Origin of the sequence: Crassaminicella indica, assembly GCF_019203185.1 — a bacterium.
GTDB lineage: Bacteria > Bacillota > Clostridia > Peptostreptococcales > Thermotaleaceae > Crassaminicella > Crassaminicella indica.
In genome coordinates this window covers 259,796-286,394 of record NZ_CP078093.1, presented here as the reverse complement: position 1 = coordinate 286,394, position 26,599 = coordinate 259,796, and the positions used below count along the sequence as shown (strand labels likewise).

Here is a 26,599-nt window from a genome sequence, read left to right as displayed (position 1 = left end):
GGAGGCACATATGGAGGATTTTGTACATTTACATGTGCATACAGAGTATAGCTTATTAGATGGTGCAGTAAGAATTAAAGAACTCGTTAAAGCAGCAAAAGAGTTAGGGATGAAAGCTATAGCTATAACTGATCACGGTTCTATGTTTGGTGTTATTGACTTTTATAAAGAAGCAAAAAAGCAGGGGGTTAAACCAATCATAGGATGTGAAGTGTATACAGCGGCTAGAAGTATGCTGGATAAAGATCCAGTAAAAGACAAAAGGCAGGGACATCTTGTGCTTCTTGCAAAGAATAATACGGGCTATAAAAATCTTATAAAAATTGTATCTTTAGGATATACAGATGGTTTTTATTATAAGCCTCGTATTGATACTAAAGTCCTTGAAAAGTATAGTGAAGGGATTATTGCACTTAGTGCTTGTCTTGCAGGAGATATCCAACAGAAGCTTCTTCAAAATGATTATGAAGGAGCTAAAAAAGAAGCATTAAGAATGAAAAGTATATTTGGAGAAGGACATTTTTATTTAGAACTTCAAGATCATGGCTTAAAAGAGCAGAAAATGGTAAATACCCAATTAATAAGACTCAGTCAAGAAACAGGTATTCCTTTGGTTGCAACAAATGATATCCATTATTTAAGGCGAGAAGATGGAAAGATTCATGATATACTTCTTTGTATTCAAACAGGGAAGACAATTGAGGATGAAGATAGACTAAAATTTCCTACAAATGAGTTTTATTTAAAATCTAAGGAAGAGATGAAAGAATTGTTTCCTTATGCAAAGGAAGCTTTAGAAAATACAGTTAAGATTGCAAATATGTGTAATGTAACATTTGAATTTCATCAGATGCATTTACCAAAGTATCATGTTCCTCAAGGTTATAGTGCTAAGGAATATTTAAGAAAGTTATGTAATGAAGGACTGAAAAGACGATATAAAGAAATTACTGATGAACTTTTAGAAAGACTTCAGTATGAATTAACAACAATAGAAAATATGGGATATGTAGAGTATTTTTTAATAGTATGGGATTTTATAAGATATGCAAAAGAAAATAATATTATGGTAGGTCCAGGAAGGGGATCAGCGGCAGGAAGCTTAGTTTCATATACATTAGGGATTACAGAAATTGATCCTATAAAATATCATCTTATTTTTGAGCGTTTTTTAAATCCTGAACGTGTAAGTATGCCAGATATTGATATTGACTTTTGCTTTGAAAGAAGACAAGAAGTGATTGATTATGTAGTCAGAAAATATGGAAAAGAAAAAGTGGCACAAATTATTACCTTTGGAACAATGGCTGCAAGGGCTGCCATACGAGATGTGGGAAGGGCAATTAATATGTCCTATGCAGAAGTAGATGCTATTGCAAAAAAAATTCCGATGCAGCTTGGAATTTCTATTGATAAAGCATTAGAAATTGATAAGCAATTTAAAGAAATATATGAAAAAGAGAAAAACGCAAAATACTTAATTGATGCTGCAAGAGCTGTAGAAGGAATGCCAAGACATGCATCTACTCATGCAGCTGGGGTTGTTATCGCTAAAGAGGCCATTGATGAATATGTACCCTTGTATATGCACAATGAAGGCATTACAACTCAATTTACTATGACAACTTTAGAAGAGTTGGGCCTTCTAAAAATGGACTTTTTAGGCCTTAGAAATCTAACGGTTATAAGAGATGCTATTGAAAGCATAGAAAAAAATCATGGGGTAAAAATAGATTTTTCAAATAGCAAGTATGATGACCCTCGTGTTTATGAGCTTATCAGTAAAGGAGACACGTTAGGTGTGTTTCAGTTAGAGAGTGCAGGTATGAGGCAGTTTATGAAGGAATTAAAGCCTGACTGTTTTGAAGATATTGTAGCTGGTATTTCTCTTTATAGACCAGGACCTATGGATTCTATTCCTAAGTATATAGAATACAAAAACAATCCGGAAAAAATAGAATATTTACATCCAAAGCTTGAACCTATCCTTAATGTAACTTATGGATGTTTAATATACCAAGAACAGGTAATGCAGGTGGTAAGAGAGCTTGGAGGATATTCTTATGGACGAAGCGATTTAGTTCGTCGTGCTATGGGTAAAAAGAAAATGGAGGTAATGGAGCAGGAAAGACAGTATTTTATTCATGGGAAAAAGGATGAAAAAGGAAATATTGAAATTCCAGGGTGTATAAGAAATGGGGTACCAGAAGAGATTGGAAATCAAATTTATGATGAAATGATAGAATTTGCAAAATATGCCTTTAATAAATCTCATGCGGCGGCATATGCAGTGTTAGGTTATGAAACAGCGTATCTTAAAGCATATTACCCCGTAGAATTTATGGCAGCACTCATTACTAGTATTATGGGAAATGCTGCAAAAGTTGCACAATATATAGAGGATTGCAAAAAAAGAAATATAGAAATACTACCTCCAAGTGTAAATGAAAGTCGAGATAAGTTTATTGTACAGGATGGAAAAATTCGATTTGGTCTTTTGGCAGTGAAAAACGTTGGAACAGGTGTTATAGATGCAATTGTAAAAGCAAGAGAAGAAAAAGGCAAATTTTTAAGCTTTACAGATTTTTGTGATAAAGTGGACATGAAAGAAATGAATAAAAGAGCTATTGAGAGCCTTATAAAAGCAGGTGCTTTTGATAATTTAGGAGCGAATCGTGCACAGCTTCTTGCTATATATGAAAAGACGATGGATGGGATTCAGCAGGATAGAAAAAGAAATCTAGAAGGACAAGTATCTTTATTTCAAGCTTTTGAAGAGATTATTCCTGAGAATGTTAAAAGAGATGATTTACCTGATATAAAAGAGTTTCCACAAAAAGACCTTTTAATCATGGAAAAGGAAGTCTTAGGACTATATATTAGTGGACATCCTCTCTCGGAGTACGAAAGAGAAATCAAGGAGATTTCTACTATGAATACAGGTGATTTATTAGAGCTTAGTGAAAATCAACAAGAAGATAATAGGCTAAAAGATGGATCTTACATTCGAATAGGAGGACTTATTGGACATAGAAAGAATAAGATAACTAAAAACAATAATATGATGGCTTTTATAACCTTAGAGGACTTGTTTGGTAGTGTAGAAGTATTGGTTTTTCCTAAAATTTTTGATAAATATATAAATTTATTATATGAAGATAGTGTTGTAATTATAGAAGGGAAAATAAGTATGAGAGAAGATGAAGAGCCTAAAATTATTGCTGAAAAAATACTTCCTCTTATGAAGAAAAAAGATGGAGAGGATTTCAAAAAAGAGAATCAGAAGTTATATCTAAAAATTAGTAAAGGTAAAGATGTGAACGCTGTATTCAAAAAGATCAAACCAATTCTAACGAGCTACAAAGGAAATGTACCTGTATATTTATATTTAGAAGAAGGAAATAAAAAGCTAAGAGCGGATAAGCATTTATGGGTAAGCTTGAATGATGGTTTAATAAAAGAATTGAATATTTTATTAGGAGAAGAATGTGTAAAAATATGCTAGTAATAGAAAAAAAGTAATTTAATCATAAGTGTATATTGCAATTTACTTAAAATTAGAATAAAATAAAATCAAATCAATACTCCAAGAGGAGGAGCAGTTTATGTGGACAGTAGTATATATGGCACACAATCAAGCAGATGCTCACAGCATTCAAAACCTTTTAGTAAATGAAGGATTTTTAGTAAAACTTAAACCGATCGGAAAAAAAGAGGACGGTGTTTTTGAGATTTTAGTTCCTAATGGTGAAGCAAAGGAAGCTCATGAAGTTTTAGTAAATATATAATAAGAAATTATAGGGGAAAGGATCCAAAACAAGGGACTTTCCCCTATAAAATATGTAAAGAATATTTTATTAAACTTAATCAATACTAATAAAGGAGGGACAATACGAAAAAAATCAGGGTTATGCGAGAATTATTAGATGAGAAGAAAGTAGTATGGCTATATAAACGGAGGAGATGAATTTATGAGAAAAACAAAAATTGTGTGTACTATTGGACCTGCAAGTGAAAGCAAAGATACGTTAAGGAAACTTATGAAGATGGGGATGAATGTAACACGCCTTAATTTTTCTCATGGAAGTCATGAAGAACATCAAAAAAGGATTGATACCATTAAGAAAGTTAGGGAGGAGCTTAATCTACCAGTTGCAATTTTATTAGACACAAAGGGACCAGAAATTAGAACAGGTAATTTTAAAGACGGGGAAGTTTTTTTAGAAGAAGGGAAAAATTTTACGCTAACAACAAGGGACATTTTAGGAGATGCTACTATAGGAAGTATTACATACAAAGATCTTCCTAAAGATGTAAGAAAAGGCGATATTATTTTGATAGATGATGGTTTAATTGCTTTAGAGGTATTAGATATTATTGATGGAACAGATATAAAATGTACGATTAGAAATTCAGGTGTGGTAAAGAATCATAAGGGTGTAAATGTACCTGGAGTAAAAATCAATCTTCCTGCTATTACGAAGAAGGATCGAGATGATATTATTTTTGGTATTAAAAATGGTATAGATTTTATTGCTGCTTCTTTTGTTAGAAAAGCGGAGGATGTATTAGCTATAAGAGAAATTTTAGAAGAATACAACGCAGAGGATATTCAAATCATTTCTAAGATTGAAAATCAAGAGGGTGTTGACAATATAGAAAAAATCATTGCAGTTTCTGATGGTATTATGGTTGCAAGAGGAGATTTGGGTGTTGAAATACCAACAGAAAAAGTTCCACTTGTACAAAAAATGATTATAAAAAAATGTAATAGTATAGGAAAACCTGTTATTACTGCTACACAAATGCTAGATTCTATGATAAGAAATCCAAGACCTACTAGAGCGGAAGTAACAGACGTTGCTAATGCTATATTTGATGGCACAGATGCTATTATGCTTTCAGGGGAGACTGCTGCTGGAAAATATCCAGTAGATGCAGTAAAAACAATGGCAAATATTGCACAAACTACAGAAAAAGCATTAGATTATGAAGCAATTTTAAGAGAAAAAAGCGTAGGAAAGGAAAAAAGTATTACAGATGCTATAAGTCATGCAACATGCAGCAGTGCACAAGATTTAGGTGCGTCAGCTATTATTACTGCAACTGCATCAGGATATACAGCAAGAATGGTATCAAAATTTAGACCGAAAACGCCTATTATTGTTGCAACTTCAAGTGAGAAGGTTATGAGAAAGATGGCTTTATCCTTTGGAACATATCCATTGCTTATAGAGATGGGAAATTCTACAGATGAAGTGTTTGATCTTTCAGTAAATAAAGCGCTAGAGGCTGGATACATAAAGGGTGGAGATTTGGTAATTATTACAGCAGGTGTACCAGTAGGTGTTGCAGGTACAACTAATATTATCAAAGTTCATATTGCAGGGCGTATTTTAGTAAAAGGTATGGGGATTGGTAATACTTTTGCTGTAGGAAATGTTTGTGTTGTGAAGGATTTAACAGATGCTGAGAAAAAGTTTAAAGAAGGGGATATTCTTGTAACTATTTCAACAGATAAAGATATGGTTCCATTTATGGAAAAAGCTTCAGCTGTTATTACAGAAGTAGGAGGAATTACTTCACATGCAGCTATTGTAGGATTGAATATTCATAAACCAGTTATTGTTGGTGCTACTGATGCTACAAAGGTATTAAAAAGCGGAGATGTTGTAACAGTGGATAGCATAAGAGGTCTTGTATATAATGGGAAAGTCAATGTACTATAAAGATAAGCTAAGCTTTTAAGCTTGGCTTTTTGCTATTTTGTAAAAACAGATAAAATTTTTTATAAAGAAAAATTAAAAGGAGGACAAAATAGATGTATATTAACGATGGATATGTTCGTGTAAGATATGAAGAAACAGACCAGATGGGGGTTGCTTATCATGGAAATTACTATACATGGTTTGAAGTAGGAAGGTCTTCTTTTTTTCGATCATTAGGATATACTTATGTGCAATTAGAAAAAGAAGGAATTATCTTGCCGGTTATAGAAAGTAACTGTGTATATAAGATAGGAGCAAGGTATGATGATGAATTAGCTATTCGAACAAGCATAAAGGAATTAAAAGGAGTAAGGCTTAAATTTGAGTATGAAGTGATAAGAAAAGAGGATGATGTATTGCTAGCAAAAGGAAGTACTACTCATGCATTTGTAAATACAGCGTTAAAGCCTGTAAATTTTAAAAAATTAAATCCTGAAGTATGGAAAGCCCTTAAGGACTGCTGCAAAGAGGAAGAGTAAAATATAAATTTTTATAGTATAAAATTTAAAATTATGTATTATACTTTAAATAAGGCTTTGAAAGAATAGGGATTAACTGATTCTATTTTATTTTTGTTGACACCTAAGGGGTGTCCTCTTTTTTATATTTTTGTATATTGAAATTTGACTGATAAATCACTTATAATACCATTATAAGTGATTTATACAATAATTTAATAAAATAAGGAGTAAACTAGATGATAAATGGAGTAAAAAAAGATGAAGTTTATTTGGTGAAGATAGATGATCTGGGGCATAATGGAGAAGGTATTGGGAAAATAGAAGGCTTTACGGTATTTGCAGATGGGGGCGTACCAGGAGATATAGTGAAGGTTAAGATTACAATTGTAAAAAAGAATTATGCCATAGGAAAAATTATAAAATTAGAAAAGCCATCTCCTGATCGAATCAAACCTATTTGTGAAGTAGCAAATATTTGTGGAGGATGTCAAACGCAGCATATTGATTATCAGGCACAGCTAAGATTAAAAACCAACAAAGTAAAAGCAAATATTGAAAGAATAGGAAAGTTAGAAAATGTCATTGTTCATGAGACGTTGGGAATGAAGAATCCTTATCACTACAGAAACAAAGCACAATTTCCAGTAGGAACAGAAAATAATGAAGCTATTATTGGATTTTATAAAAGAAAGACGCATGATATTGTAGATATAAAAAGATGTTATATACAGAAAATGATAAATGATAAGATTATAAAGATTGTAAAAGCTTATATAAGTCAATATAAAATATCTACATATGATGAAAAAACAGGTAAGGGCTTGATACGTCATATTTTAACAAAGATTGGTTTTGCCACAGGCGAAATCATGGTAGTATTCATTACAAATGGAAGGAATTTACCACACAAAGATGAGATTATTAGATTGCTTAAAACTGAAATACCAGAAATAAAGAGTATTATACAAAACATTAACAAACAAAAAACAAATAGGATTCTTGGACAAGAATGTATCATTTTATATGGAGAAGATAAAATTGTAGATTATATTGGAGATTTGAAATTTCATATTTCTCCTTTATCATTTTTCCAAGTTAATCCTATACAAACTAAAGTTTTATATGAAAAAGCTTTAGAATATGCAGATTTAAATGGAGATGAAACTGTATTTGATATTTACTGTGGGATTGGTACGATCTCATTATTTTTAGCTCAAAAAGCAAAGCAAGTATATGGTATTGAACTAGTAGGTGCAGCTATAGAAGATGCCAAAGAAAATGCAAGAATAAATGGAATCGAAAATGTAGATTTCTATACTGGAGCAGCGGAAGAGGTAGTACCAAAGCTTTATGAAAAAGGTATTAGAGCAGATGTGGTAGTTGTAGACCCACCAAGAAAAGGATGCGATGAGAAGGTATTAAATACTATTGTAAAGATGAACCCGAAGAGAGTAGTATATGTTTCTTGCAATCCAAGTACTTTGGCTAGAGATTTAAAATATCTTGATGATAAAGGATACAAAACAGTAGAAGTACAGCCTGTTGACATGTTTCCACATACGGCGCATGTTGAGTGCTGTGTGTCGCTAAAGAGAAAATAATATATTGGATTTATGTCAATATATTAGACACAAAAAGTTGAACTTTTTATGAAATTTTTCTAGCCAACTCTTCACATTTTTGTGGAGATATATACCCAATACTACTATGAATCCTTTTTCTGTTGTACTAGGATTCTATATATTCAAATATAGCTAACCTTGCAGTGTCATAGTCTAAGTATTTAACTAGATGAACTTCCTCTTTCTTCAAAGAGGCATGGAAAGATTCTATACATGCATTATCATAGGGCATCCCTTTGCACTTATACCTTATACCTAATTTTTCATTAAAAGTTGGGTTCTCTTTAAGCTAATAGTTATACCTATGGTTTTCAGTGATTCATTTATTTTAGGTGCTCCATAGCGATTTCTACTTTCTTTATAAATATTTAGTATTTCTTTCTCTATCTTTTTATTCTCTAGCTCTCTATTACTTGATTTTTTCTTTAAATACTTGTAATAGGAGCTTCTATATACCTTTAAAACCTTGCACATTAGCTTAATATCATGATGTTTTTTGTTATTAGTTATGAATTCAAATATGCTACCTACTTCCTTGCGAATATGTCCATAGCCTTTTTTAATATTTCAATTTCCTCTTCAAGTTTTGCATTTTTCTTAAGTAAATCCTTATACTCTGACACAGTTATAGTATTATCTTTATCTACTAGCACAGATTTATTTTTTTTATCCACCCAGTCATTGTTGATTTTGATACGGCATATCCGTTATTTAACTTTGCCAGGCTCTTTCCAGAGTTATAAAGTTCTACAATTGTTTTCTTGAATTTATCTGTATATCTCTTTTGACCTCTAGCCATTATTAACACTTCCTTTTCTTATCTTTATTTTAAAGTGTTCGGCTTTTCGAGTCTACAATATTATACTAACACCACTTTTCCTTTGAAGGTAAGTTTAAAAATATTATAGCCATTTTCTATTTTACCAGTACTACCATCTTTAACTGTACCAAAGTTAAATTTCTTTTTTTTCTTATTTAGTGTCAGTCTATTAGTTAAAATAAACCCCTTTAAATTAACATTGTTAATTATTTTTAATACTTAATTTATTGCTAATATTCAACTCATTTTTAACCTTAATAGCTAGAGGAATTGTTATTAGTGTAGAAATTATATCTGCTGCAGGTTGTGCATAAATAACTCCGTCTAGTGCCAATAATCTAGGCAAAATCATAACTATAGGTATTAAAAATAATCCTTGTCTTCCAATATTTAATATTCCCCCAGCTAAAGCTCTTCCCATAGAAAGATAAAGAGTAGCATAAGTAAACTGAAATCCAAAAGTAAAAAACATTGCTGTATTAATCTTTAAAGCTTTTGTTCCTATACGTATGACCTCAGGATCATTAATCATAATACTCATAATATTTTTTGAAAACAATATTATAATTATCATCCATACTATACAATATATTGTAGATATCTTAATTGCTTTCTTTGTAATATTTTTCACTCTATTATAATTTTTCGCTCCATAATTATAACCTACAAAAGGTTGATATCCTTTCATAAATCCAAAAATAACATTGGTACCAAGAATTATTACTCTAAGTACAATTCCCATAGCTGATACTGCTGCATCACCAAAAGCACTTGCATTTTTTGAAATCAAAGACATTGAAAATCCAGTAAGTGCTTGTAAAAGTAACATAGAAATACCAACTTTAATAATTTGTCCATATATTTCAGAGCTTGGTTTAAATTCTTTCCACTTCATTTTAACACAACTTTTCTTTCTAAAGAAAAATTTAAAATAAACAAAAGTAGTTATAATTTGTGAGATAAGAGTTGCTAATGCAGCTCCTCTAACTCCCATATTCATATTTTTTATCATAATAGGATCAAGTATAATATTAAGAACTGACCCAAGAATCATAGCTTTAAGTGTAATTTTTGCCTCACCTTGAGCTATTGCCAAATTTCCTGAACATACATTTATTGTTGTAAATAACATACTTATTATAAAAAAATGTGCATACTTAAGTGCATATGGTAATATAGTTTCAGTTGCTCCCATAAAAATCAATATTTTTTCTACAAAAATAAAGAACATTGCCATTAGAATAACTCCTATTATTCCAGTAGTATAAAATGCTACAGATGCGACCTGATTTGCTTTTTTCAATTCTTTAGCACCTAATAGTCTAGAAATATAAGATGCAGCTCCTACACCAAAAGTTAATCCTACCCCTGAAAAGTAAAAAGATATTGGGAAAGCTACAGATACAGCTCCAGATTGTTGAGTTCCCAAATTAGATACAAAATAAGTATCAACAACATTATACAATGCCATTACAAACATAGTTATTACCATTGGTATTCCTAATTTGAATAAAGTTTTTGTAATATCTCCTTTTTTCATCATTAAAATCCTTGGATTTTCTTTCATTTGTTTTAAACCTCCTTGTATAATATAGTTTGTAAAACACTCCAAAATAGAAATCTTATCTAAAAGTTTTCATCTATTCATCCTACATTTTATATCCAATTAAAAAATATTGAAAGTAATTTAAATTTATAAATTGTGTTTTGTGTACTTCTGTGTAAAAGCTTTATTTTCAATGATTTTAGGCATGAGTAAATAAACTTTTTTTATTATTTTGTGATTAAAATATACTTTATTTTGATATTTATTTGTGTTAATATAACTATAAGGGGTGATAATAATTATCAATAGCATTGTGGATTATTTTTTGAAATCACTACCAAATATGAACTTTGTACTAGTCCCTGAACTTTCAACAGAATTTGAAAAATATTATTGCATGGATTCAAGTTTTGGAAAAGGATTTCTTCGTATATTTGCATCTAAGGGAGATTTTATTATTTTAAATGCCGATTATAAACCAAATTATAATTTTGAAAAAGTTTCAGAAATTCAACAAGATTATATTGAAATCAGCAAATTTTATACTACTTCAAGCTTATACAAAGTTGGAAAAAGAAATCTAAAAAAAGTAGTTCCAGGCATTTTTTGTTTTATTAATACAAATAAATTAGTTCATGTTTATTGTTCAAAAAATCAACCTGTGAAATTTACTAAAATTATTTTAACAAAAGAATATTTTGATAAATTTCTTAAAAGACGTTATGGAAGTTATAAAGATTTTAAAACAGCTTTTAAATACCTTTCTCGTATTCCTTCCTCACCAGAACTGAATTTTATATTTAATAAGATTAGAAATTGTACAGTAAAAGGAATACCGCAATTGATATACACAGAAAGTAAAATATTAGAAATATTATATAATGTGACACATGATTGTACAGAGAAGTGGGAAAAAAAACATATTTCTGTGAGACTCACTAAAACAGATAAAAGATTACTGGTAAAATGTGAAAAGTATTTAAAAAATAATATAGGGAATTATCCATCTCTTGATGAATTATCCACTATAGCTAAAATGAGTACTTCTAGATTCTTACTTGCTTTTAAACAATATTTCGGAACTACTCCATATCAATATTTAAAAGATTTGAGAATGAATGCAGCTTTAACATTATTACTTAATACAGAAGATACTATTACTTCCATTGCAAAGCAACTCGGTTATAAAAATAATGGGCATTTTTCTGGTATATTTAAAAGTTATTATGGTATAACACCTAATAAATATAGAATGCAGAACTGCTTTTCTAATAAGTGAAAAGGTGCTGTCGCACTAAATAATTGTAACCGTCAAAGATTTTCTGCCTAGTAGTTTGTACTTTACTTTGCTAGAATAACAGATAACAAAATCTATTGTATAGTAGGAGTTATCTGTTATGAAGGAAGAATCACCAGCTATTGACTGGGAAGATTTATGAAATCGAAAAAAAGCTTAGAGAAGAGCATGGTAAGCTTTTTCCTTGGGCCATTGAACTCCCAAAAGAACTAAAAATTGAACTAAAAAAGGATCAATCCAGTAAGAGATAATTCTCATACTGGATTAAATTTTATTAGGTATTAAATTTATTTTCTATGCATCTATTTTTTGACGGATACGTATAAATTTGTTACTATACTTGAATATAAAGCAAAGTGGTATGGAAGAAAACTTCATAAAATAGATAGATGGTATCCATCATCAAAAACTTGTAGTGAATGTGGGGATGTTATGGAAGGCAGGAAAAGTTCTTGGATACACCAAGAAACCCCCACTTCAGTGTGAGCAAGTGGAGGGAGAGTTCACGTATATGTAGTATAATGTTAGTGTTTCTCCTTGTGTTAGGATCGTTGTATAATTCATGAACTAATATTTAGAAAAGGAAGTTAATAATATGAAAGATAATATGAATTTAACGAAGAAAGCAAGCCTTAAAAAGATAATGTTTAATGTTTTAACAATTCTTTTAACAATAGTAGTATTAGGTGGTGCTATTAATTTTTATTATGCAGTAGGATATATTTTAATTCCTATTGTACATGAATTAGGACATTACTTTGCAGCAAGATTTTTAAACCGAAAAGTTGTTTTTGGAGGATTTACTCCTTTTGGAGCATATATACTTCATGAAAATATTGAAAATTGCAAAGAAAATGCGATTGTTGCAATAGGAGGCCCCTTGCTTGGAGGGCTACTTGGATTTATTTACTATGTAATTTATTGGTTTACAGGGGAGACTACATTTTTTGTGTTAAGCTTTATTTCAATAATGTTAAATCTAATAAACTTAATTCCTGTAAAACCTCTTGATGGAGGTTATATAGCAGAAACAATATCTCCTATCATATGTTATTTAGGATTGCCATTTTTATTATATTTGTTTATATTAGCAAAAAGTTTAAAAGGAAAGGTTATGTTATGTATTATTTTCGCAATAAGTATATATCAAACCTATGATTTCACTAAGAAATATAAAAATAAATCTTATTTTAAATTGAAAAGAAATGATAAAATAAAGTTTATAAGTATATATAGTATATTATTATTGTTATTAATTTTTAGTGCATTATACTTTCGTAGTATAAGTAACTGCCATGAATTAATTAAAAGTATTACGAGATTTAAATAATTATTAACTCAACTTTTGCACTTATAAATTACAAGTCTAAAATGGTTCTTCCGATAAATAGTTTATTTTATGTTGTTAAATAAGCTTTGAAATATAGCTTTATTTTTAAGTAAGTCTATTTTTGACCTTCCATACATTGAGTGTTTAATTCGCTTTAATTTACTTACTTGTCCTTCTACTTGGCTATTATTATATTGGAGTTGGGACGAAGGTGATAATTCTCATATAGAATGGTTAGATAATGAGTATATTCTAATAAAAGGATTATGTTTCACAAATTTTCATAATATTGAAGACCTTAGATATCTAAATTATACACTTTATACAAAAAATATATGAGGTGTTTTCTATTGAATCAAAATATAGAAAAATTTCTAAATGCAGAGGGGGTAAAAGGAGGTAAATTTTATTTTTTGCGAAAATTTATCACTTTTCTATCAAAACACATGTAGAGACGGTCGTGTTGATAGAGAAGAAGTTTATAGACTTTTTAAGAAGTTTTGTAAAAAAAGAATGGGTAGATATAATAGAAGAAGAAAATTTAATACTAATAGATAAAGAATTTATACAAGAAGATTTTAAAGAGGAAGAAGCAGATATAGTATATAAAGTGAATATAGATGGAAAAGATGTAATATTTTATGTATTATTAGAGCTACAATCGAGAGTAGACTTTAGAATGCCAATAAGGCTCTTGATGTATATGACGGAGATATGGAGAGATGAGCTTAAAAATACAGATGAAAATATCAAGAAGAGAAAAAATTATAGATTACCAGTAATAGTGCCGATAGTATTATATAATGGAAAGAATACATGGACAGCAGTAAGAAGCTTTAAAGAAATATTAAATGGATATGAATTATTCGAAGAAAATGTTGTAGACTTTAAATATTTATTATTTGATGTAAATAGAATGGATAAGGAAGAATTATTTAATATAGCAAATGTAGTAAGTAGTGTATTTTTATTAGATCAAGATGTAGAAATAGAAGAAATAATAAAAAGACTTAAATTAATAGGAAGAATAATAAGAAGTAGTGCAACAAAGGAGCAGGAAAAATCATTTAGAAGTTGGCTTTTAAATATATTTAAGAATGGGTTTGAAGGAGAGAAAAAAGAGAATATATATAGATTACTGGTAGAAGTATCAGAAATGGAGGTGGATGATATGGTAAGCAATTTAGGAAGAAAGCTAGAAGAAGAATTTAAGCATAGAGAAAAAAAGGGAATGCAACAGGGGATACAATGTGGAATACAGCAGGGAATACAGCAAGGAAAGAAAGAAATGGTAAGGAATTTATTGCTATTAGGAGTAGATGTTGAAAAAATTATAAAGGCATCAGAATTAAGTAAAGAAGATATAGAAAAAATAAAAAGAGAAATTAATTAAGTATGATAGATAGGGACAGATTTTTGACAATAAAGTGTCCCTATTATTGAATAGCAATGTAAGCATCAAAAATTCGACGTATATAAATCATAAATATGCCATGATATAATAAGTCCAGTAGATATCGATAAGATATTTTCTACTGGACTTTGAAAATTCAATATTTATTTCGATGCCCAATGACAAATTTTGTAAAAATATAATAATATCAAAAATTATATTGCTAATTAATTGGTAAAGAAATTCCATTAGCATTTATTTTTAATAGAGATTTATTAGAAAAAGACTTAGAAAATATGTTTAATAAAGATACGGAAGTATATGATTATTTGAAATAAAATGTTATAACAAGATCCTTTTGCATTGGTAAATATCACTATGGGATTAATTGTAGGTTTTATTGCAAGAAAATATAAATTTAATGTTAGAATGGCAATGATTGTTGGATGTATTTTAGCTGTCATAGCACCTCTTATTGGTACACCTATTGCTGTTTGGATTTATGGAGGAATAACAGGCGATAGAAATGATGTTATTTTTACTTGGTTAGCACAATCAGGAAAAACCATTTTTACGGCAGCATTTATTCCTAGAATTACAGGCAATATTTTGGATAAGCTTGTTAGTTGTTTTCTTGTTGCATTATTAATCAATCATATTCCAAATAGTATTATTAAAGGAAGAAGTACCAATGAATAGATCTAAAAAAGTTATTTTTATTTCACACTGCATATTAAATCAAAATACAGTAGTAAAACCTCTAGCAAGAGCAAAGGGAGCATATACCAGTATTATAAAAAAAATATTAGATTCAGGCATTGGTATACATCAATTACCTTGTCCAGAGTACTTGTTTTTAGGACTAGATCGAAAACCTATGAGCAAAGAAGAGTATGATTCATATGAATATAGGAAAATATGTAGAGAAATTGTGTTAATGAATATACAAATAATAAAAGAGTACATCAATAAAGAATATAAGATTGTTGGGATAGTAGGGATTCATTGTAGTCCAACTTGTAGTATTAGTGGACAGACAGGTATTTTAATGGAAGAATTACTAAAACTTCTTGATGATGAAAAGATAGATATAAGAACTTTTGAAATACTTACTAACTATATTGAAGATGGTGAAAAGCAAGATATATTGAGTAAGTTTGATGATTTTTTAAGATAGTAACTGCAAGGACGTGATCTTTAAGCTTAAGGATTATGATATCATCATTCAATAAAGTTCAAGGGGTTACTTGCAAAAAATTCACTTGGAATAATTAGGAAATAAGTTAAAATAGCTATTAGAAAAACTAAGATAATTATTCAAAAAGTTAGTGCAAAATTATCAATAAATTAATATGATTTCATAGAGATTAAAATTGTTTAAAACCGTATAATACTTGAAATTACTAATTTTTAAGATGATTTTATTATGGAATTTATTAAAAGCAAAATCATTATGAAGAAATAGCTAAAAGAATTGAAAATACACAAAAGTTTGTATATACTAAAATTAATAAAGGTTTATTTTTCAATGGTAGAACCGAAACATTAGATGTATTGAAATTGTAATAAGACCTAAAAATAAAAAAGCTCTCTATTGTAGAACCGAAACATTAGATGTATTGAAATAAATACAATTAGAAGAAAAGCTTAAAGCAGAAGTTGTAGAACCGAAACATTAGATGTATTGAAATAAACCAGAAAGTTCCATAACTTTATCTCCTAGAGCTGTAGAACCGAAACATTAGATGTATTGAAATTACTTCTTTGCAATTTCTTCAGCTGTCATTTTTTGTAGAACCGAAACATTAGATGTATTGAAATTTAGCTAAACATAATCTGCATAACCCATTGTCTCTGTAGAACCGAAACATTAGATGTATTGAAATTATATTTTTTACTTTCTTCTTTAGTTCGCTTAGCGTAGAACCGAAACATTAGATGTATTGAAATAGGACAAATTGTCTCTCAAGTTGACTCAAAGAAACGTAGAACCGAAACATTAGATGTATTGAAATTCGAAGGACTATTAACAGAGTATTTACTGACCCAAGTAGAACCGAAACATTAGATGTATTGAAATATGGCATAGATTGGATATAGATGAAATTTATTTGGTGTAGAACCGAAACATTAGATGTATTGAAATGCAACTGGAAAAAGCCAATTAAAAGCACCTAAAACGTAGAACCGAAACATTAGATGTATTGAAATTGAAGAATGTATGAAATTATGGAATAGAATTGAAGAGTAGAACCGAAACATTAGATGTATTGAAATAAGACTATGATATTTTGACAAAGTTAATAAATCTTAGTAGAACCGAAACATTAGATGTATTGAAATTATAGAAGCACATACGATTGGCAGAGATACTTTTGCGTAGAACCGAAACATTAGATGTATTGAAATAGGGATAAGAGTTGAGCTTAAAGAATTAGACACGAGTAGAACCGAAACATTAGATGTATTGAAATTTTCGCCTAAACTCACTTTCTTTTTCGCCCCCTTTGTAGAACCGAAACATTAGATGTATTGAAATTTTAATTCTATTTGATTTTCTTTAGCGTTATGTTTAGTAGAACCGAAACATTAGATGTATTGAAATAAGAAATAGAAAAATACTTAGAGGGAGGTAAATAATGTAGAACCAAAACATTAGATGTATTGAAATTGCTAATAAGGCAACTTTTCATGCAGGTGAAAATGTGTAGAACCAAAACATTAGATGTATTGAAATTACACAAACAAAAAAATGGCGTGATATTGGGCAGAGTAGAACCAAAACATTAGATGTATTGAAATTTTTTATTTAAGTCTTTTTGAAAATTCTTTTAAAAAGTAGAACCAAAACATTAGATGTATTGAAATACATAAGAATTATATGAAAGTCGCTGCTCCAAATGAGTAGAACCAAAACATTAGATGTATTGAAATAGTGAATGGCAATGCGTCCCAGATGCGCTGGATAATCGTAGAACCAAAACATTAGATGTATTGAAATATTACTTCTCTAGTTTTATTGTAATTCCTCTCAAGTAGAACCAAAACATTAGATGTATTGAAATGGTAGAAAAGAAGGCTCCAGGATTAATAGATGCTAGTAGAACCAAAACATTAGATGTATTGAAATTGCCAATAGCTGCTTCAGGATACTCTACAAGTATTGTAGAACCAAAACATTAGATGTATTGAAATTTTTTTTTGAATGTTCCGCCCCCTAAGCTAAGCCAGTAGAACCAAAACATTAGATGTATTGAAATATATAAATACTGATCTAATTGAAAAACAGATTTGGGTAGAACCGAAACATTAGATGTATTGAAATCGCATTCAGCATCATATCCATTTTTAGCTCCTATTGGTAGAACCGAAACATTAGATGTATTGAAATATGTGTACTGGATAATCCCTTTGATATTTTTCAAGAGTAGAACCGAAACATTAGATGTATTGAAATATTAATGCAGCTGTCATAAGTGTTTCGCGTAATACAGTAGAACCGAAACATTAGATGTATTGAAATCTGTTTTTACGTTTGCGAAAAGTGGGGTAGAGCTGTGTAGAACCAAAACATTAGATGTATTGAAATAGAAGCTCCATATACAACAGAAAAAGGATTCATAGTAGTATTGGGTATATATCTCCACAAAAATGTGAAGAGTTGGCTAGAAAGATTGCATAAAAAGTTCAACTTTTTGTGTCTAATATATTGACATAGATCCAAAATTTGCTCAATTAAGTATGATAGGGACAGATTTTTGACAATAAAGTGTCCCTATTATTGAATAGCAATGTAAGCATCAAAAATTCGACGTATATAAATCATAAATATGCCATGATATAATAAGTCCAGTAGATATCGATAAGATATTTTCTACTGGACTTTGAAAATTCAATATTTATTTTGATGCCCAATGACAAATTTTGTAAAAATATAATATTATCAAAAATTATATTGCTAATTAATTGGTAAAGAAATTCCATTAGCATTTATTTTTAATAGAGATTTATTAGAAAAAGATGTTTTAGAGAGCGGGGAAAAAGACTTAGAAAATATGTTTAATAAAGATACGGAAGTATATGATTATTTTACTATATCATAGGGATATATTGAAGAAGGATTATGTCATGGCTTTTAATTTTATAAAAAATTGGATACCAGAGATTGATATTAGAAGATAAAATAATTATATGTATGATAAAATTATATTTAACAAAGTTAATGAGGTGGAATTTATGTTTGAAAAAATAGATGAAAAGAAAAAACCATTAGATAGTAAAAGACCTTTTTCAAAAACTGCAATAGATAATTTAAAGAAATATTATGATGTATAGTTAACATATAATTTTAATGCAATAGAAGGAAATACACTAACAATAACAGAAACAAGAAAACACCTACCTTCTGTTGCAAAAATTGCATTTATACTTCTAATGATGATAGAATAGGTGCTATGAACCTTTAGAGAAAAGGAATTGAGTACATCTCAAAAGAAATATTAAGTATCGTTGGCACTACTTGGTTAGGAACAAGCCACCGCTTAATGTCTCGGTGGCAGTTGATCTTAATAAGTATGTTTTAAAGGCAACAGTACAAAATCTTAAGTATAGATTATAGATATGGAAAAATATAGATAAATACGATTTGAAAGGATTAAATAAATATTTAAAAATAATCTATAAATCAAAAGGGGAATAAAAATGAAAAAAGCACATAAAGCGATTATATATATAATTTTATGCGTTATTATATATGTAATAGGGGGTTACTATGGACAAATGGTTATTAATGGTTATTGTGGTTTAAAAGATAGAATGTATAATGATTTTGAAGCTTTTGGGGTAGAGCTAGAAAACTTTAATGATGAATTATCAAATATATTAGTTTTAAAAGAACATAGATTTAATAAAGAAAAGGTATTTATCAATAAAAATATAGTATGGAATTTTCATTTATCAAATTGTGATGCTAGAAGTATAGGTAAAGTACGCTATCATGGAGATTATGAATGTGATTGGATGTATTATGATGTCAACGATGTTATTCAAAATATATTGTATGATGGCAAGATTACTCCATCAGAAGAAAAATACCTAAAAAATTTATATGATTATACAGATCACCTAATAAAAGAATATAGGATTATAGTAAAAGATGTTCGGTCTAAATGGGATTATGAAAACAAGAAAAAATTAAAAAAGAGAATTGTAGATATATATAATGATTATTCTAAAAATGCACAAGATTTATTAGAGAGCAAACAATATAGTTTTTTAAAAATATACAAAGGGGATTTTAAAGATCTAGACGTTGAAAAGGCAAAGGGTTATTGTAAAGAAGTTTTTTCAAAAATAGTACCAGATCAAACCTTAAAATATCAAGAAGAAGATGACATGATTCAGGAAGAATATATTTTTAAAACTTATGAAGAGGGGAATTCTTACAAAGATACTTTTGCTGTAAAAAAGGATAAACCAGATGTAGATTATTATGTAACATATAATAAAAAAACCAATAAGATTGTTATAATAGCTACGGGATGGCGAGTAAGTACAACAAAAAAATATACACAAGATGAATTAGATCAAATTGCTAAAAATATTATGATGAAATTTAATAAAGAACCTTATTGTTGTAAGAAAAAAGGAAAATATGATGAGAAGGGAAACCTAGTATATATGAAATATTCATACATGGAAAAAAATAATGATGTTTATGATGCTATGAAAGCAATTAATATAGAATTAAAAGCAGATGGACGGTTAAGTGAATTTGAGATTATATACCCAAGAGAAAGAAAATTCATATTACCAACTATCACCAAAGAAGAAATATTAGGAAAGATCAATCAAGAAGCAACAATAAAAGATTGTATCATAAGAAGAAATAATAAAGGAGAAGCAGAATATGTGGTGTACCTGATATACAAAGATACTTTGTATGAAGCAGTATTTAATGGAGAATATGGAAATCTTATGTCCTATGTTAGGGATAAGAAGAATGATTATTTGAAATAAAATGTTATAACAAGAAAATTAAAAAGCTATTAAATAGAAGATAGAGTACTTCGGGATGGAGGAAATATCTTCTTTTTATTTTATGAAAATTAAGTGATAGTCAAAAAGTATTAAGCTTAAAAAATATTTATCTATAAATAACATAAAAACGACTAAAATGATGAAAGTAATTGTTTATAGAGAATGTAAGAAATCTATATATTAACAAAATGCTATAGATTATTTTAATTATACTTTTACAAAGTTATCCATTATAATAATTACAAAACAATAGTGTTAGGAGGATTTTTAATGGGTTCAAAGGGAAATACATTTGCATTAACTTATGTAGCAATGGGGATAGTTATCAACATTGTATTTGGTACTGCTGTAAAAATGCTACATTTGCCATTATTATATTTAGATACAATAGGTACAATTTTTACGGCAGTTGTTTTAGGACCGTGGCATGGAGCTTTGACTGGGGGATTAACAAATGTAATACAAGGGATTTTAACAAATCCTAAAGGTATTCCTTTTGCATTGGTAAATATAACTATTGGATTAATTGTAGGTTTTATTGCAAGAAAATATAAATTTAATGTTAGAATGGCAATGATTGTTGGATGTATTTTAGCTGTTATAGCACCTCTTATTGGTACACCTATTGCTGTTTGGATTTATGGGGGAATAACAGGCGATGGAAATGATGTTATTTTTACTTGGTTAGCACAATCAGGAAAAACCATTTTTACGGCAGCATTTATTCCTAGAATTACAGGCAATATTTTGGATAAGCTTGTTAGTTGTTTTCTTGTTGCATTATTAATCAATCGTATTCCAAATAGTATTATTAAAGGAAGAAGTACCAATGAATAGATCTAAAAAAGTTATTCTTATTTCACACTGTATATTAAATCAAAATACAGTAGTAAAACCTCTAGCAAGAGCAAAGGGAGCATATACCAGTATTATAAAAAAAATATTAGATTCAGGCATTGGTATACATCAATTACCTTGTCCAGAGTACTTGTTTTTAGGACTAGATCGAAAACCTATGAGCAAAGAAGAGTATGATTCATATGAATATAGGAAAATATGTAGAGAAATTGTGTTAATGAATATGCAAATAATAAAAGAGTACATCAATAAAGAATATAAGATTGTTGGGATAGTAGGGATTCATTGTAGTCCAACTTGTAGTATTAGTGGACAGACAGGTATTTTAATGGAAGAATTACTGAAACTTCTTGATGATGAAAAGATAGATATAAGAACTTTTGAAATACCTACTAACTATATTGAAGATGGTGAAAAGCAAGATATATTGAGTAAGTTTGATGATTTTTTAAGATAGTGACTGCAATGCTTTGATTCTTGAGTTTAAGGATTATGATATCTTCATTCAATAAAGTTCAAGGGGTTACTTGCAATAAATTAATATGATTTCATAGAGATTAAAATTGTTTAAAACCGTATAATACTTGAAATTACTAATTTTTCAGATGATTTTATTATGGAATTTATTAAAAGCAAAATCATTATGAAGAAATGGCTAAAAGAATTGAAAATACACAAAAGTTTGTATATACTAAAATTAATAAATGTTTATTTTTCAATGGTAGAACCGAAACATTAGATGTATTGAAATATGTAAATTATGCAATAAAAAAGGACTGTTTCTTATGTAGAACCGAAACATTAGATGTATTGAAATGTGAAACGAGCAACAGTGTTGCAACGGATAGCGATAGTAGAACCGAAACATTAGATGTATTGAAATTAGAGCATTTTGAGAGTAAAATTGCAAGCCCCGTTGGTAGAACCGAAACATTAGATGTATTGAAATTTTCAAGCCTCCTATTCTTTGTAAATGATTCCATACGTAGAACCGAAACATTAGATGTATTGAAATACTTAAGACTAGGAAAAAAAATAAAAGAAATAAGAGTAGAACCGAAACATTAGATGTATTGAAATAAACCTGCTGTAGTGATTATTGATATTAAACTTTCTGTAGAACCGAAACATTAGATGTATTGAAATTCATTATTTATTATTGTTATATAATCAGACCCAAGTAGAACCGAAACATTAGATGTATTGAAATATCAGATAGAGGAAAAGTGTTCCCAATATTTTAGAGTAGAACCGAAACATTAGATGTATTGAAATTTGTCAATAGAGCCAATACTAATAGATTTATCAAGAGTAGAACCGAAACATTAGATGTATTGAAATTAATTTCATTCCAGGAACTAAATTGGTGATAGAGAAGTAGAACCGAAACATTAGATGTATTGAAATTAATTTTTAAACAAATACATCCAAGCCACCACTCGGTAGAACCGAAACATTAGATGTATTGAAATATTGTTGGTGCAATGGAAATATTATCGGATACCATGTAGAACCAAAACATTAGATGTATTGAAATAGATAGGAATGGCACAAGAAAAGCTACAGAACATGTAGAACCAAAACATTAGATGTATTGAAATTTGAAAGCCTCAAGAAAATGCTTCAAAAGCAGTCGGGTAGAACCAAAACATTAGATGTATTGAAATAGTTAAGATCGTTATTTGTTTAGAACAAAATAATTTGTAGAACCAAAACATTAGATGTATTGAAATATTAAAATTGAGGTTGTTGATAAAGTTACTTTAAGTAGAACCAAAACATTAGATGTATTGAAATTCAAACAAGAGTGTTTTTCCAACTTTTCCAACATAGTAGAACCGAAACATTAGATGTATTGAAATATAATAAATTTATCTTCTACCCATTCGCTTTCTTTGTAGAACCGAAACATTAGATGTATTGAAATCATATATCAGGACCAAATCTTTTAATTTGTCTTTCAGTAGAACCGAAACATTAGATGTATTGAAATATCTTCCATACAGAACGATATGTTCGAAGAATAACAGTAGAACCGAAACATTAGATGTATTGAAATTGAAATCTCGGACACTTATAACTGCTAAGATATTAAGTAGAACCGAAACATTAGATGTATTGAAATGAGAAATATTAGGCTTAAAACCATGAGGAGAATCTGTAGAACCAAAACATTAGATGTATTGAAATGGATACTTCCCTAAGCCCTCGGCATTCAGGGAAGTGTAGAACCAAAACATTAGATGTATTGAAATAGTTTGTTGGTATAACATCTAAATCTTTCACTCTGGTAGAACCAAAACATTAGATGTATTGAAATTTTAACTTATCTAATAAAAAACTTTTAATACCATGCACGTAGAACCGAAACATTAGATGTATTGAAATTTGCTTCTAATCTTTTTTGTTGTTGGTGAATTAGGTAGTAGAACCGAAACATTAGATGTATTGAAATCGTTAAGGGACTTGAAGATCAAACGACCCTTATGAAACATTAGATGTATTGAAATCGTTAAGGGACTTGAAGATCAAACGACCCTTATGAAACATTAGATGTATTGAAATAAGCCTATAGGATTCACTAATGAAACTGTAAAAGGTAGAACCGAAACATTAGATGTATTGAAATACTTGTTCTTCCAAATCTACAATCTATCTTTTGAGTTCTTAAGGCATACTTATATGAATGTGACTAAAAGTGAAAAGGAAGGAAATAGTCTTACAGAGTATTATAGTATCTTAAGGGTTATATATATGAAATTGATACAAGGGTTTAAAGTAGGCGATAAGTATATGTACTTTGTTAATGGTAAGATCAGAATTATTAAAGATGAGAAATATGAAGAATACGAGATAAAAGATTTTAGAAAAAATCCAAAAAGAATGGTAAAAATGATTTGACAAAGTTTTTCATAAATATATATAAAAGATATTTGCACAGATTACAAGCGAATATCTTTTTTATGTTATACATTTTATTGTGCTAAAAAATTGAAGGAAATTCCCAGAAAAGATAGAAATTTGTAATAAATAATGAATGTGTGAAGGAAGGTGTACTTATGGCAGATATCATCCTTAACGAAGAACAAAAAAGAATTGTAAAAATTAAGCCAAATGGATTGATGATTATAAAGGGCGTTGCAGGAAGTGGTAAAACTACTGTTGCAGTAGAACGATTTTCTACACTTCTTTTGGATTATATAAAAGAGCAGGAAGAAGCTACGATCATTAGCTTTACAAATTCGCTAACGAAATATATGCTGAAGCTTTTCAATGAAAAACAGATTCTTGGTTTACCAAAGTTAAATATTCAGCTAGTGTATGAAATATATAGAAATTTTTTAAGGAGAAATAACAAATATAAAGTACCTGTGGATCAACAAAAGAGAAGAGAAATACTCTTACCTATTTATGAAAAACATAAGGAACAAAATAAGCAATCTATTGTGTTTTCAAAGGATATCCAATTTGTATTAGACGAATTTGAATTTATTCAAAGTAATATTTGTTGTTATCATGAAGATAAACAAAAGGAATTGATGAAAGAGTTTGAAGAATATAAATCCATTATAAGAAGTGGACGAGAGATAAGAAATTTTAGAGAACAAGCAAGACAGATTATTTGGGATATGTATATAGAATATTATCATAAGCTTCTTAAAAATAAACTTCTAGATTATCCTACTTTTTATTATGAAGCGTTAAAATATCAAATGAAGAAAAAAAGATCAGGAACTTTTCAGCCTATTTATAACTATATGATTATAGATGAAGCACAAGATTTATCTAAGGTACAGATGAAGTTTCTTATTAATCTTTGGAACAAAGAAGCAGAAAATAGCAATATTATTATTATTTGCGACGTAGCACAGCGTATTTATAAAAATCAGTATACTTGGAAGTCTATAGGGCTTGATGCAGTAGGACATGCTTATATTCTTAGGAAAAATTATCGAAACACTGTAGAAATTGCAAGGGCTGCTGTAGAGATATTGAAACAAGATGAGGATCTTACAAGGGAAGAGGATTTTATTCAACCAGAATTCTCAACTCGATGTGGTCAAAAACCTGTCCTTAATCATTTTATTCATTGGAGGATAGGAGAGGGAAAAACTGATTATAAATATGAAGAAAAAAAGTATATTTGCAAAAAGATCAAAGCATTAATTGCATCAAAAGAATTTTCTAATGAAGACATTGTAATTTTAAGTCCTTCGAAAAGTTATTTGAATGAGATTCAGAGTGTATTAAATAAAATGGGATATCCTACTCAGTTGATTAGTGGAAATAAAAGCGATTTTCAACCTAATCATATTTCTTTATGCACCATGCATTCTATCAAAGGATTAGAATTTCCTGTTGTATTTATTGTAGGGATTAATGAAAATCAATTAGGGAAAAAGCCTTTTGAAGAAGAGGAAAATATAGAAAGAAACAAAATGGATTTAAAGCTTTTATATACGAGTATGACAAGGGCAAAGGAAAGACTCTATATTTCATCTTATTGTGGATATCCTTCTCCTTTTTTAGTGAAGGATCGTATTGATTATACTCTTTTTTCAGTAGATGATGGGGTAATATGCAGACCTTTTTATGATATAACTATTATAAAAAATGAGCATGAAAAAGTGAGAGAATGGTTTAAAAAAGAACTGATAGAAATCTATGGGTATTCTGCATTGGATATAGAAAAGGAATTTAAAGTATCTTTTGGGACTAGAAATGGCTATGTGGATTTAATGGTTTATCATAATGTGGATGGGAAACGTATACCTTATATTGCAGTCGAAATAAAAAGCAGAGGGGTAGATAGTGGTGAGCATCAATTGCTTAGCTATTTTAGCTCAAATGCAAGTGTGAAATATGGGGTGTATACCAATGGTCATTTTATGAAGGTTTATGAAAAAAGAGTAGTAGCTGGAAAAATTGTTGCCCATTCTATTAAAGATTTACCTACATATGCAGAAGTTCTTGAAGAGGAAACAATAGAACTTCCATTTACAAAGAAGACAAAGATTCCTATAATACGTGTGAATGTATTTGATCGATCAAAATTAGGTTTTCAGGTGCCGGTTGTGAATTATAGTGCAGCAGGAAGTCCTTTAAATACTCAAGAAAGGTTTGATGGAAATATCTTCATCCCAGAAAGTTTTGCTAAGGATGAAAGAATTGTAGCTGTAAAGATTAAAGGAGATAGTATGATGGATATTGGGATTGAGGATGGTAGTGTTGTGTTGGTAAAAACAGGGACTTATTTTCAAAGTGGTGTTATTGGTATTGTGAATATAAAAGATCAGAATGAGTGGGGGACTACTTGTAAAAAAATTACTTATGAAAATGGCCATTATCGCTTGACTTCTTTAAATGAGAAGAAAGGTTATAAAGATATTTTTGTAAAAGAAGAAGATATGCGATATATTGGAGAGGTTATTGGGATTTATGAAGAGATATATGAGTAGGTGAAA

At 29.3% G+C, this 26,599-nt stretch carries 20 protein-coding genes and 2 CRISPR repeat arrays; of the genes, 17 read left to right on the top strand and 3 right to left on the bottom strand.

Features of this window, described 5'->3' with window-relative positions:
* The first annotated feature begins 10 nt into the window (after window positions 1-10).
* From KVH43_RS01455 to rlmD, 5 genes are all read left to right on the top strand, one after another.
* Complete coding sequence (locus tag KVH43_RS01455) at window positions 11-3,505, top strand: DNA polymerase III subunit alpha (protein ID WP_218283163.1); 3,495 nt, start codon at window positions 11-13, stop codon at window positions 3,503-3,505.
* Between the two features lie 100 nt (window positions 3,506-3,605).
* The gene (locus tag KVH43_RS01450; protein WP_218283162.1) at window positions 3,606-3,788 is read left to right on the top strand and encodes a hypothetical protein; all 183 of its coding nucleotides are present in this window, start codon (window positions 3,606-3,608) and stop codon (window positions 3,786-3,788) included.
* A 183-nt stretch (window positions 3,789-3,971) separates the two neighbouring features.
* Window positions 3,972-5,729: a pyruvate kinase gene (pyk, locus tag KVH43_RS01445; protein ID WP_218283161.1), complete on the top strand. Its 1,758-nt coding sequence runs from the start codon at window positions 3,972-3,974 to the stop codon at window positions 5,727-5,729.
* Between the two features lie 92 nt (window positions 5,730-5,821).
* On the top strand, window positions 5,822-6,247 hold the full coding sequence (locus KVH43_RS01440; RefSeq protein WP_218283160.1) for an acyl-CoA thioesterase: 426 nt from the start codon (window positions 5,822-5,824) through the stop codon (window positions 6,245-6,247).
* 218 nt (window positions 6,248-6,465) lie between these two features.
* Window positions 6,466-7,830, top strand: coding sequence for a 23S rRNA (uracil(1939)-C(5))-methyltransferase RlmD (gene rlmD, locus KVH43_RS01435; RefSeq protein WP_218283159.1), 1,365 nt, complete (start codon window positions 6,466-6,468; stop codon window positions 7,828-7,830).
* A gap of 276 nt (window positions 7,831-8,106) precedes the next feature.
* Here the strand turns inward: rlmD and KVH43_RS01430 are convergent, their stop codons facing one another.
* The 3 genes from KVH43_RS01430 to KVH43_RS01420 form a co-directional block, all read right to left on the bottom strand.
* A complete protein-coding gene (locus KVH43_RS01430) occupies window positions 8,107-8,325 on the bottom strand; it encodes an IS3 family transposase (protein WP_218283158.1) in 219 nt (72 codons plus the stop codon).
* Window positions 8,326-8,497: 172 nt separating this feature from the next.
* Entirely contained in the window at window positions 8,498-8,650 is a 153-nt protein-coding gene (locus KVH43_RS01425) for a transposase (protein ID WP_218283157.1), read from the bottom strand.
* A 223-nt stretch (window positions 8,651-8,873) separates the two neighbouring features.
* Window positions 8,874-10,238, bottom strand: coding sequence for an MATE family efflux transporter (locus KVH43_RS01420; RefSeq protein ID WP_218283156.1), 1,365 nt, complete (start codon window positions 10,236-10,238; stop codon window positions 8,874-8,876).
* A gap of 304 nt (window positions 10,239-10,542) precedes the next feature.
* Here KVH43_RS01420 and KVH43_RS01415 point away from each other — a divergent pair, with 304 nt between their 5' ends.
* The 12 genes from KVH43_RS01415 to KVH43_RS01365 all read left to right on the top strand — a co-directional run bounded on the left by KVH43_RS01415 (window position 10,543) and on the right by KVH43_RS01365 (window position 26,593).
* Window positions 10,543-11,496: a helix-turn-helix domain-containing protein gene (locus tag KVH43_RS01415; RefSeq protein WP_218283155.1), complete on the top strand. Its 954-nt coding sequence runs from the start codon at window positions 10,543-10,545 to the stop codon at window positions 11,494-11,496.
* Between the two features lie 140 nt (window positions 11,497-11,636).
* Complete coding sequence (locus KVH43_RS13155; RefSeq protein WP_255547783.1) at window positions 11,637-11,765, top strand: hypothetical protein; 129 nt, start codon at window positions 11,637-11,639, stop codon at window positions 11,763-11,765.
* A 58-nt stretch (window positions 11,766-11,823) separates the two neighbouring features.
* Window positions 11,824-12,000 (top strand): zinc ribbon domain-containing protein, encoded by a 177-nt coding sequence (locus KVH43_RS01410; protein WP_218283154.1) that lies wholly within the window; start codon window positions 11,824-11,826, stop codon window positions 11,998-12,000.
* Window positions 12,001-12,109: 109 nt separating this feature from the next.
* Window positions 12,110-12,844 carry a site-2 protease family protein gene (locus tag KVH43_RS01405; RefSeq protein ID WP_218283153.1) on the top strand — a complete coding sequence of 245 codons (735 nt, stop codon included), beginning with the start codon at window positions 12,110-12,112 and terminating at the stop codon, window positions 12,842-12,844.
* A 463-nt stretch (window positions 12,845-13,307) separates the two neighbouring features.
* Window positions 13,308-14,237 carry an Rpn family recombination-promoting nuclease/putative transposase gene (locus KVH43_RS01400; protein ID WP_255547782.1) on the top strand — a complete coding sequence of 310 codons (930 nt, stop codon included), beginning with the start codon at window positions 13,308-13,310 and terminating at the stop codon, window positions 14,235-14,237.
* 378 nt (window positions 14,238-14,615) lie between these two features.
* A complete protein-coding gene (locus KVH43_RS01395) occupies window positions 14,616-14,936 on the top strand; it encodes a hypothetical protein (protein ID WP_218283152.1) in 321 nt (106 codons plus the stop codon).
* On the top strand, window positions 14,929-15,414 hold the full coding sequence (locus tag KVH43_RS01390) for a CD3072 family TudS-related putative desulfidase (RefSeq protein WP_218283151.1): 486 nt from the start codon (window positions 14,929-14,931) through the stop codon (window positions 15,412-15,414). The genes KVH43_RS01395 and KVH43_RS01390 overlap by 8 nt, the downstream gene beginning before the upstream one ends.
* Before the next feature lie 354 nt (window positions 15,415-15,768).
* A CRISPR array of direct repeats spans window positions 15,769-17,826; the repeat unit is 30 nt; unit sequence GTAGAACCGAAACATTAGATGTATTGAAAT.
* A gap of 1,112 nt (window positions 17,827-18,938) precedes the next feature.
* Window positions 18,939-20,255, top strand: coding sequence for a hypothetical protein (locus KVH43_RS01385; protein WP_218283150.1), 1,317 nt, complete (start codon window positions 18,939-18,941; stop codon window positions 20,253-20,255).
* Between the two features lie 291 nt (window positions 20,256-20,546).
* The gene (locus KVH43_RS01380) at window positions 20,547-21,113 is read left to right on the top strand and encodes a CD3073 family putative ECF transporter S component (protein ID WP_218283149.1); all 567 of its coding nucleotides are present in this window, start codon (window positions 20,547-20,549) and stop codon (window positions 21,111-21,113) included.
* The gene (locus tag KVH43_RS01375) at window positions 21,106-21,591 is read left to right on the top strand and encodes a CD3072 family TudS-related putative desulfidase (protein WP_218283148.1); all 486 of its coding nucleotides are present in this window, start codon (window positions 21,106-21,108) and stop codon (window positions 21,589-21,591) included. The genes KVH43_RS01380 and KVH43_RS01375 overlap by 8 nt, the downstream gene beginning before the upstream one ends.
* A gap of 264 nt (window positions 21,592-21,855) precedes the next feature.
* Window positions 21,856-23,589: direct repeats of the CRISPR family, unit length 30 nt; unit sequence GTAGAACCGAAACATTAGATGTATTGAAAT.
* Between the two features lie 167 nt (window positions 23,590-23,756).
* Window positions 23,757-24,035: a DUF2357 domain-containing protein gene (locus KVH43_RS13150; RefSeq protein ID WP_420829641.1), complete on the top strand. Its 279-nt coding sequence runs from the start codon at window positions 23,757-23,759 to the stop codon at window positions 24,033-24,035.
* 158 nt (window positions 24,036-24,193) lie between these two features.
* Complete coding sequence (locus KVH43_RS01365) at window positions 24,194-26,593, top strand: UvrD-helicase domain-containing protein (RefSeq protein ID WP_218283146.1); 2,400 nt, start codon at window positions 24,194-24,196, stop codon at window positions 26,591-26,593.
* The last annotated feature ends 6 nt before the right edge of the window (window positions 26,594-26,599 follow it).

Excerpts from the sequence above, each read along its gene's own strand:
- KVH43_RS01420 (WP_218283156.1), bottom strand. The coding sequence starts at position 10,238 with ATGAAAGAAAATCCAAGGATTTTAATGATGAAAAAAGGAGATATTACA.
- KVH43_RS01405 (WP_218283153.1), top strand. The coding sequence starts at position 12,110 with ATGAAAGATAATATGAATTTAACGAAGAAAGCAAGCCTTAAAAAGATA.
- KVH43_RS01380 (WP_218283149.1), top strand. The coding sequence starts at position 20,547 with ATGGGTTCAAAGGGAAATACATTTGCATTAACTTATGTAGCAATGGGG.
- KVH43_RS01375 (WP_218283148.1), top strand. The coding sequence starts at position 21,106 with ATGAATAGATCTAAAAAAGTTATTCTTATTTCACACTGTATATTAAAT.
- KVH43_RS01440 (WP_218283160.1), top strand. The coding sequence starts at position 5,822 with ATGTATATTAACGATGGATATGTTCGTGTAAGATATGAAGAAACAGAC.
- KVH43_RS01395 (WP_218283152.1), top strand. The coding sequence starts at position 14,616 with ATGGGATTAATTGTAGGTTTTATTGCAAGAAAATATAAATTTAATGTT.
- KVH43_RS01365 (WP_218283146.1), top strand. The coding sequence starts at position 24,194 with ATGGCAGATATCATCCTTAACGAAGAACAAAAAAGAATTGTAAAAATT.
- KVH43_RS01425 (WP_218283157.1), bottom strand. The coding sequence starts at position 8,650 with ATGGCTAGAGGTCAAAAGAGATATACAGATAAATTCAAGAAAACAATT.
- pyk (WP_218283161.1), top strand. The coding sequence starts at position 3,972 with ATGAGAAAAACAAAAATTGTGTGTACTATTGGACCTGCAAGTGAAAGC.
- KVH43_RS01455 (WP_218283163.1), top strand. The coding sequence starts at position 11 with ATGGAGGATTTTGTACATTTACATGTGCATACAGAGTATAGCTTATTA.
- KVH43_RS01385 (WP_218283150.1), top strand. The coding sequence starts at position 18,939 with ATGAAAAAAGCACATAAAGCGATTATATATATAATTTTATGCGTTATT.
- KVH43_RS01450 (WP_218283162.1), top strand. The coding sequence starts at position 3,606 with ATGTGGACAGTAGTATATATGGCACACAATCAAGCAGATGCTCACAGC.
- rlmD (WP_218283159.1), top strand. The coding sequence starts at position 6,466 with ATGATAAATGGAGTAAAAAAAGATGAAGTTTATTTGGTGAAGATAGAT.
- KVH43_RS01390 (WP_218283151.1), top strand. The coding sequence starts at position 14,929 with ATGAATAGATCTAAAAAAGTTATTTTTATTTCACACTGCATATTAAAT.
- KVH43_RS01430 (WP_218283158.1), bottom strand. The coding sequence starts at position 8,325 with ATGTGCAAGGTTTTAAAGGTATATAGAAGCTCCTATTACAAGTATTTA.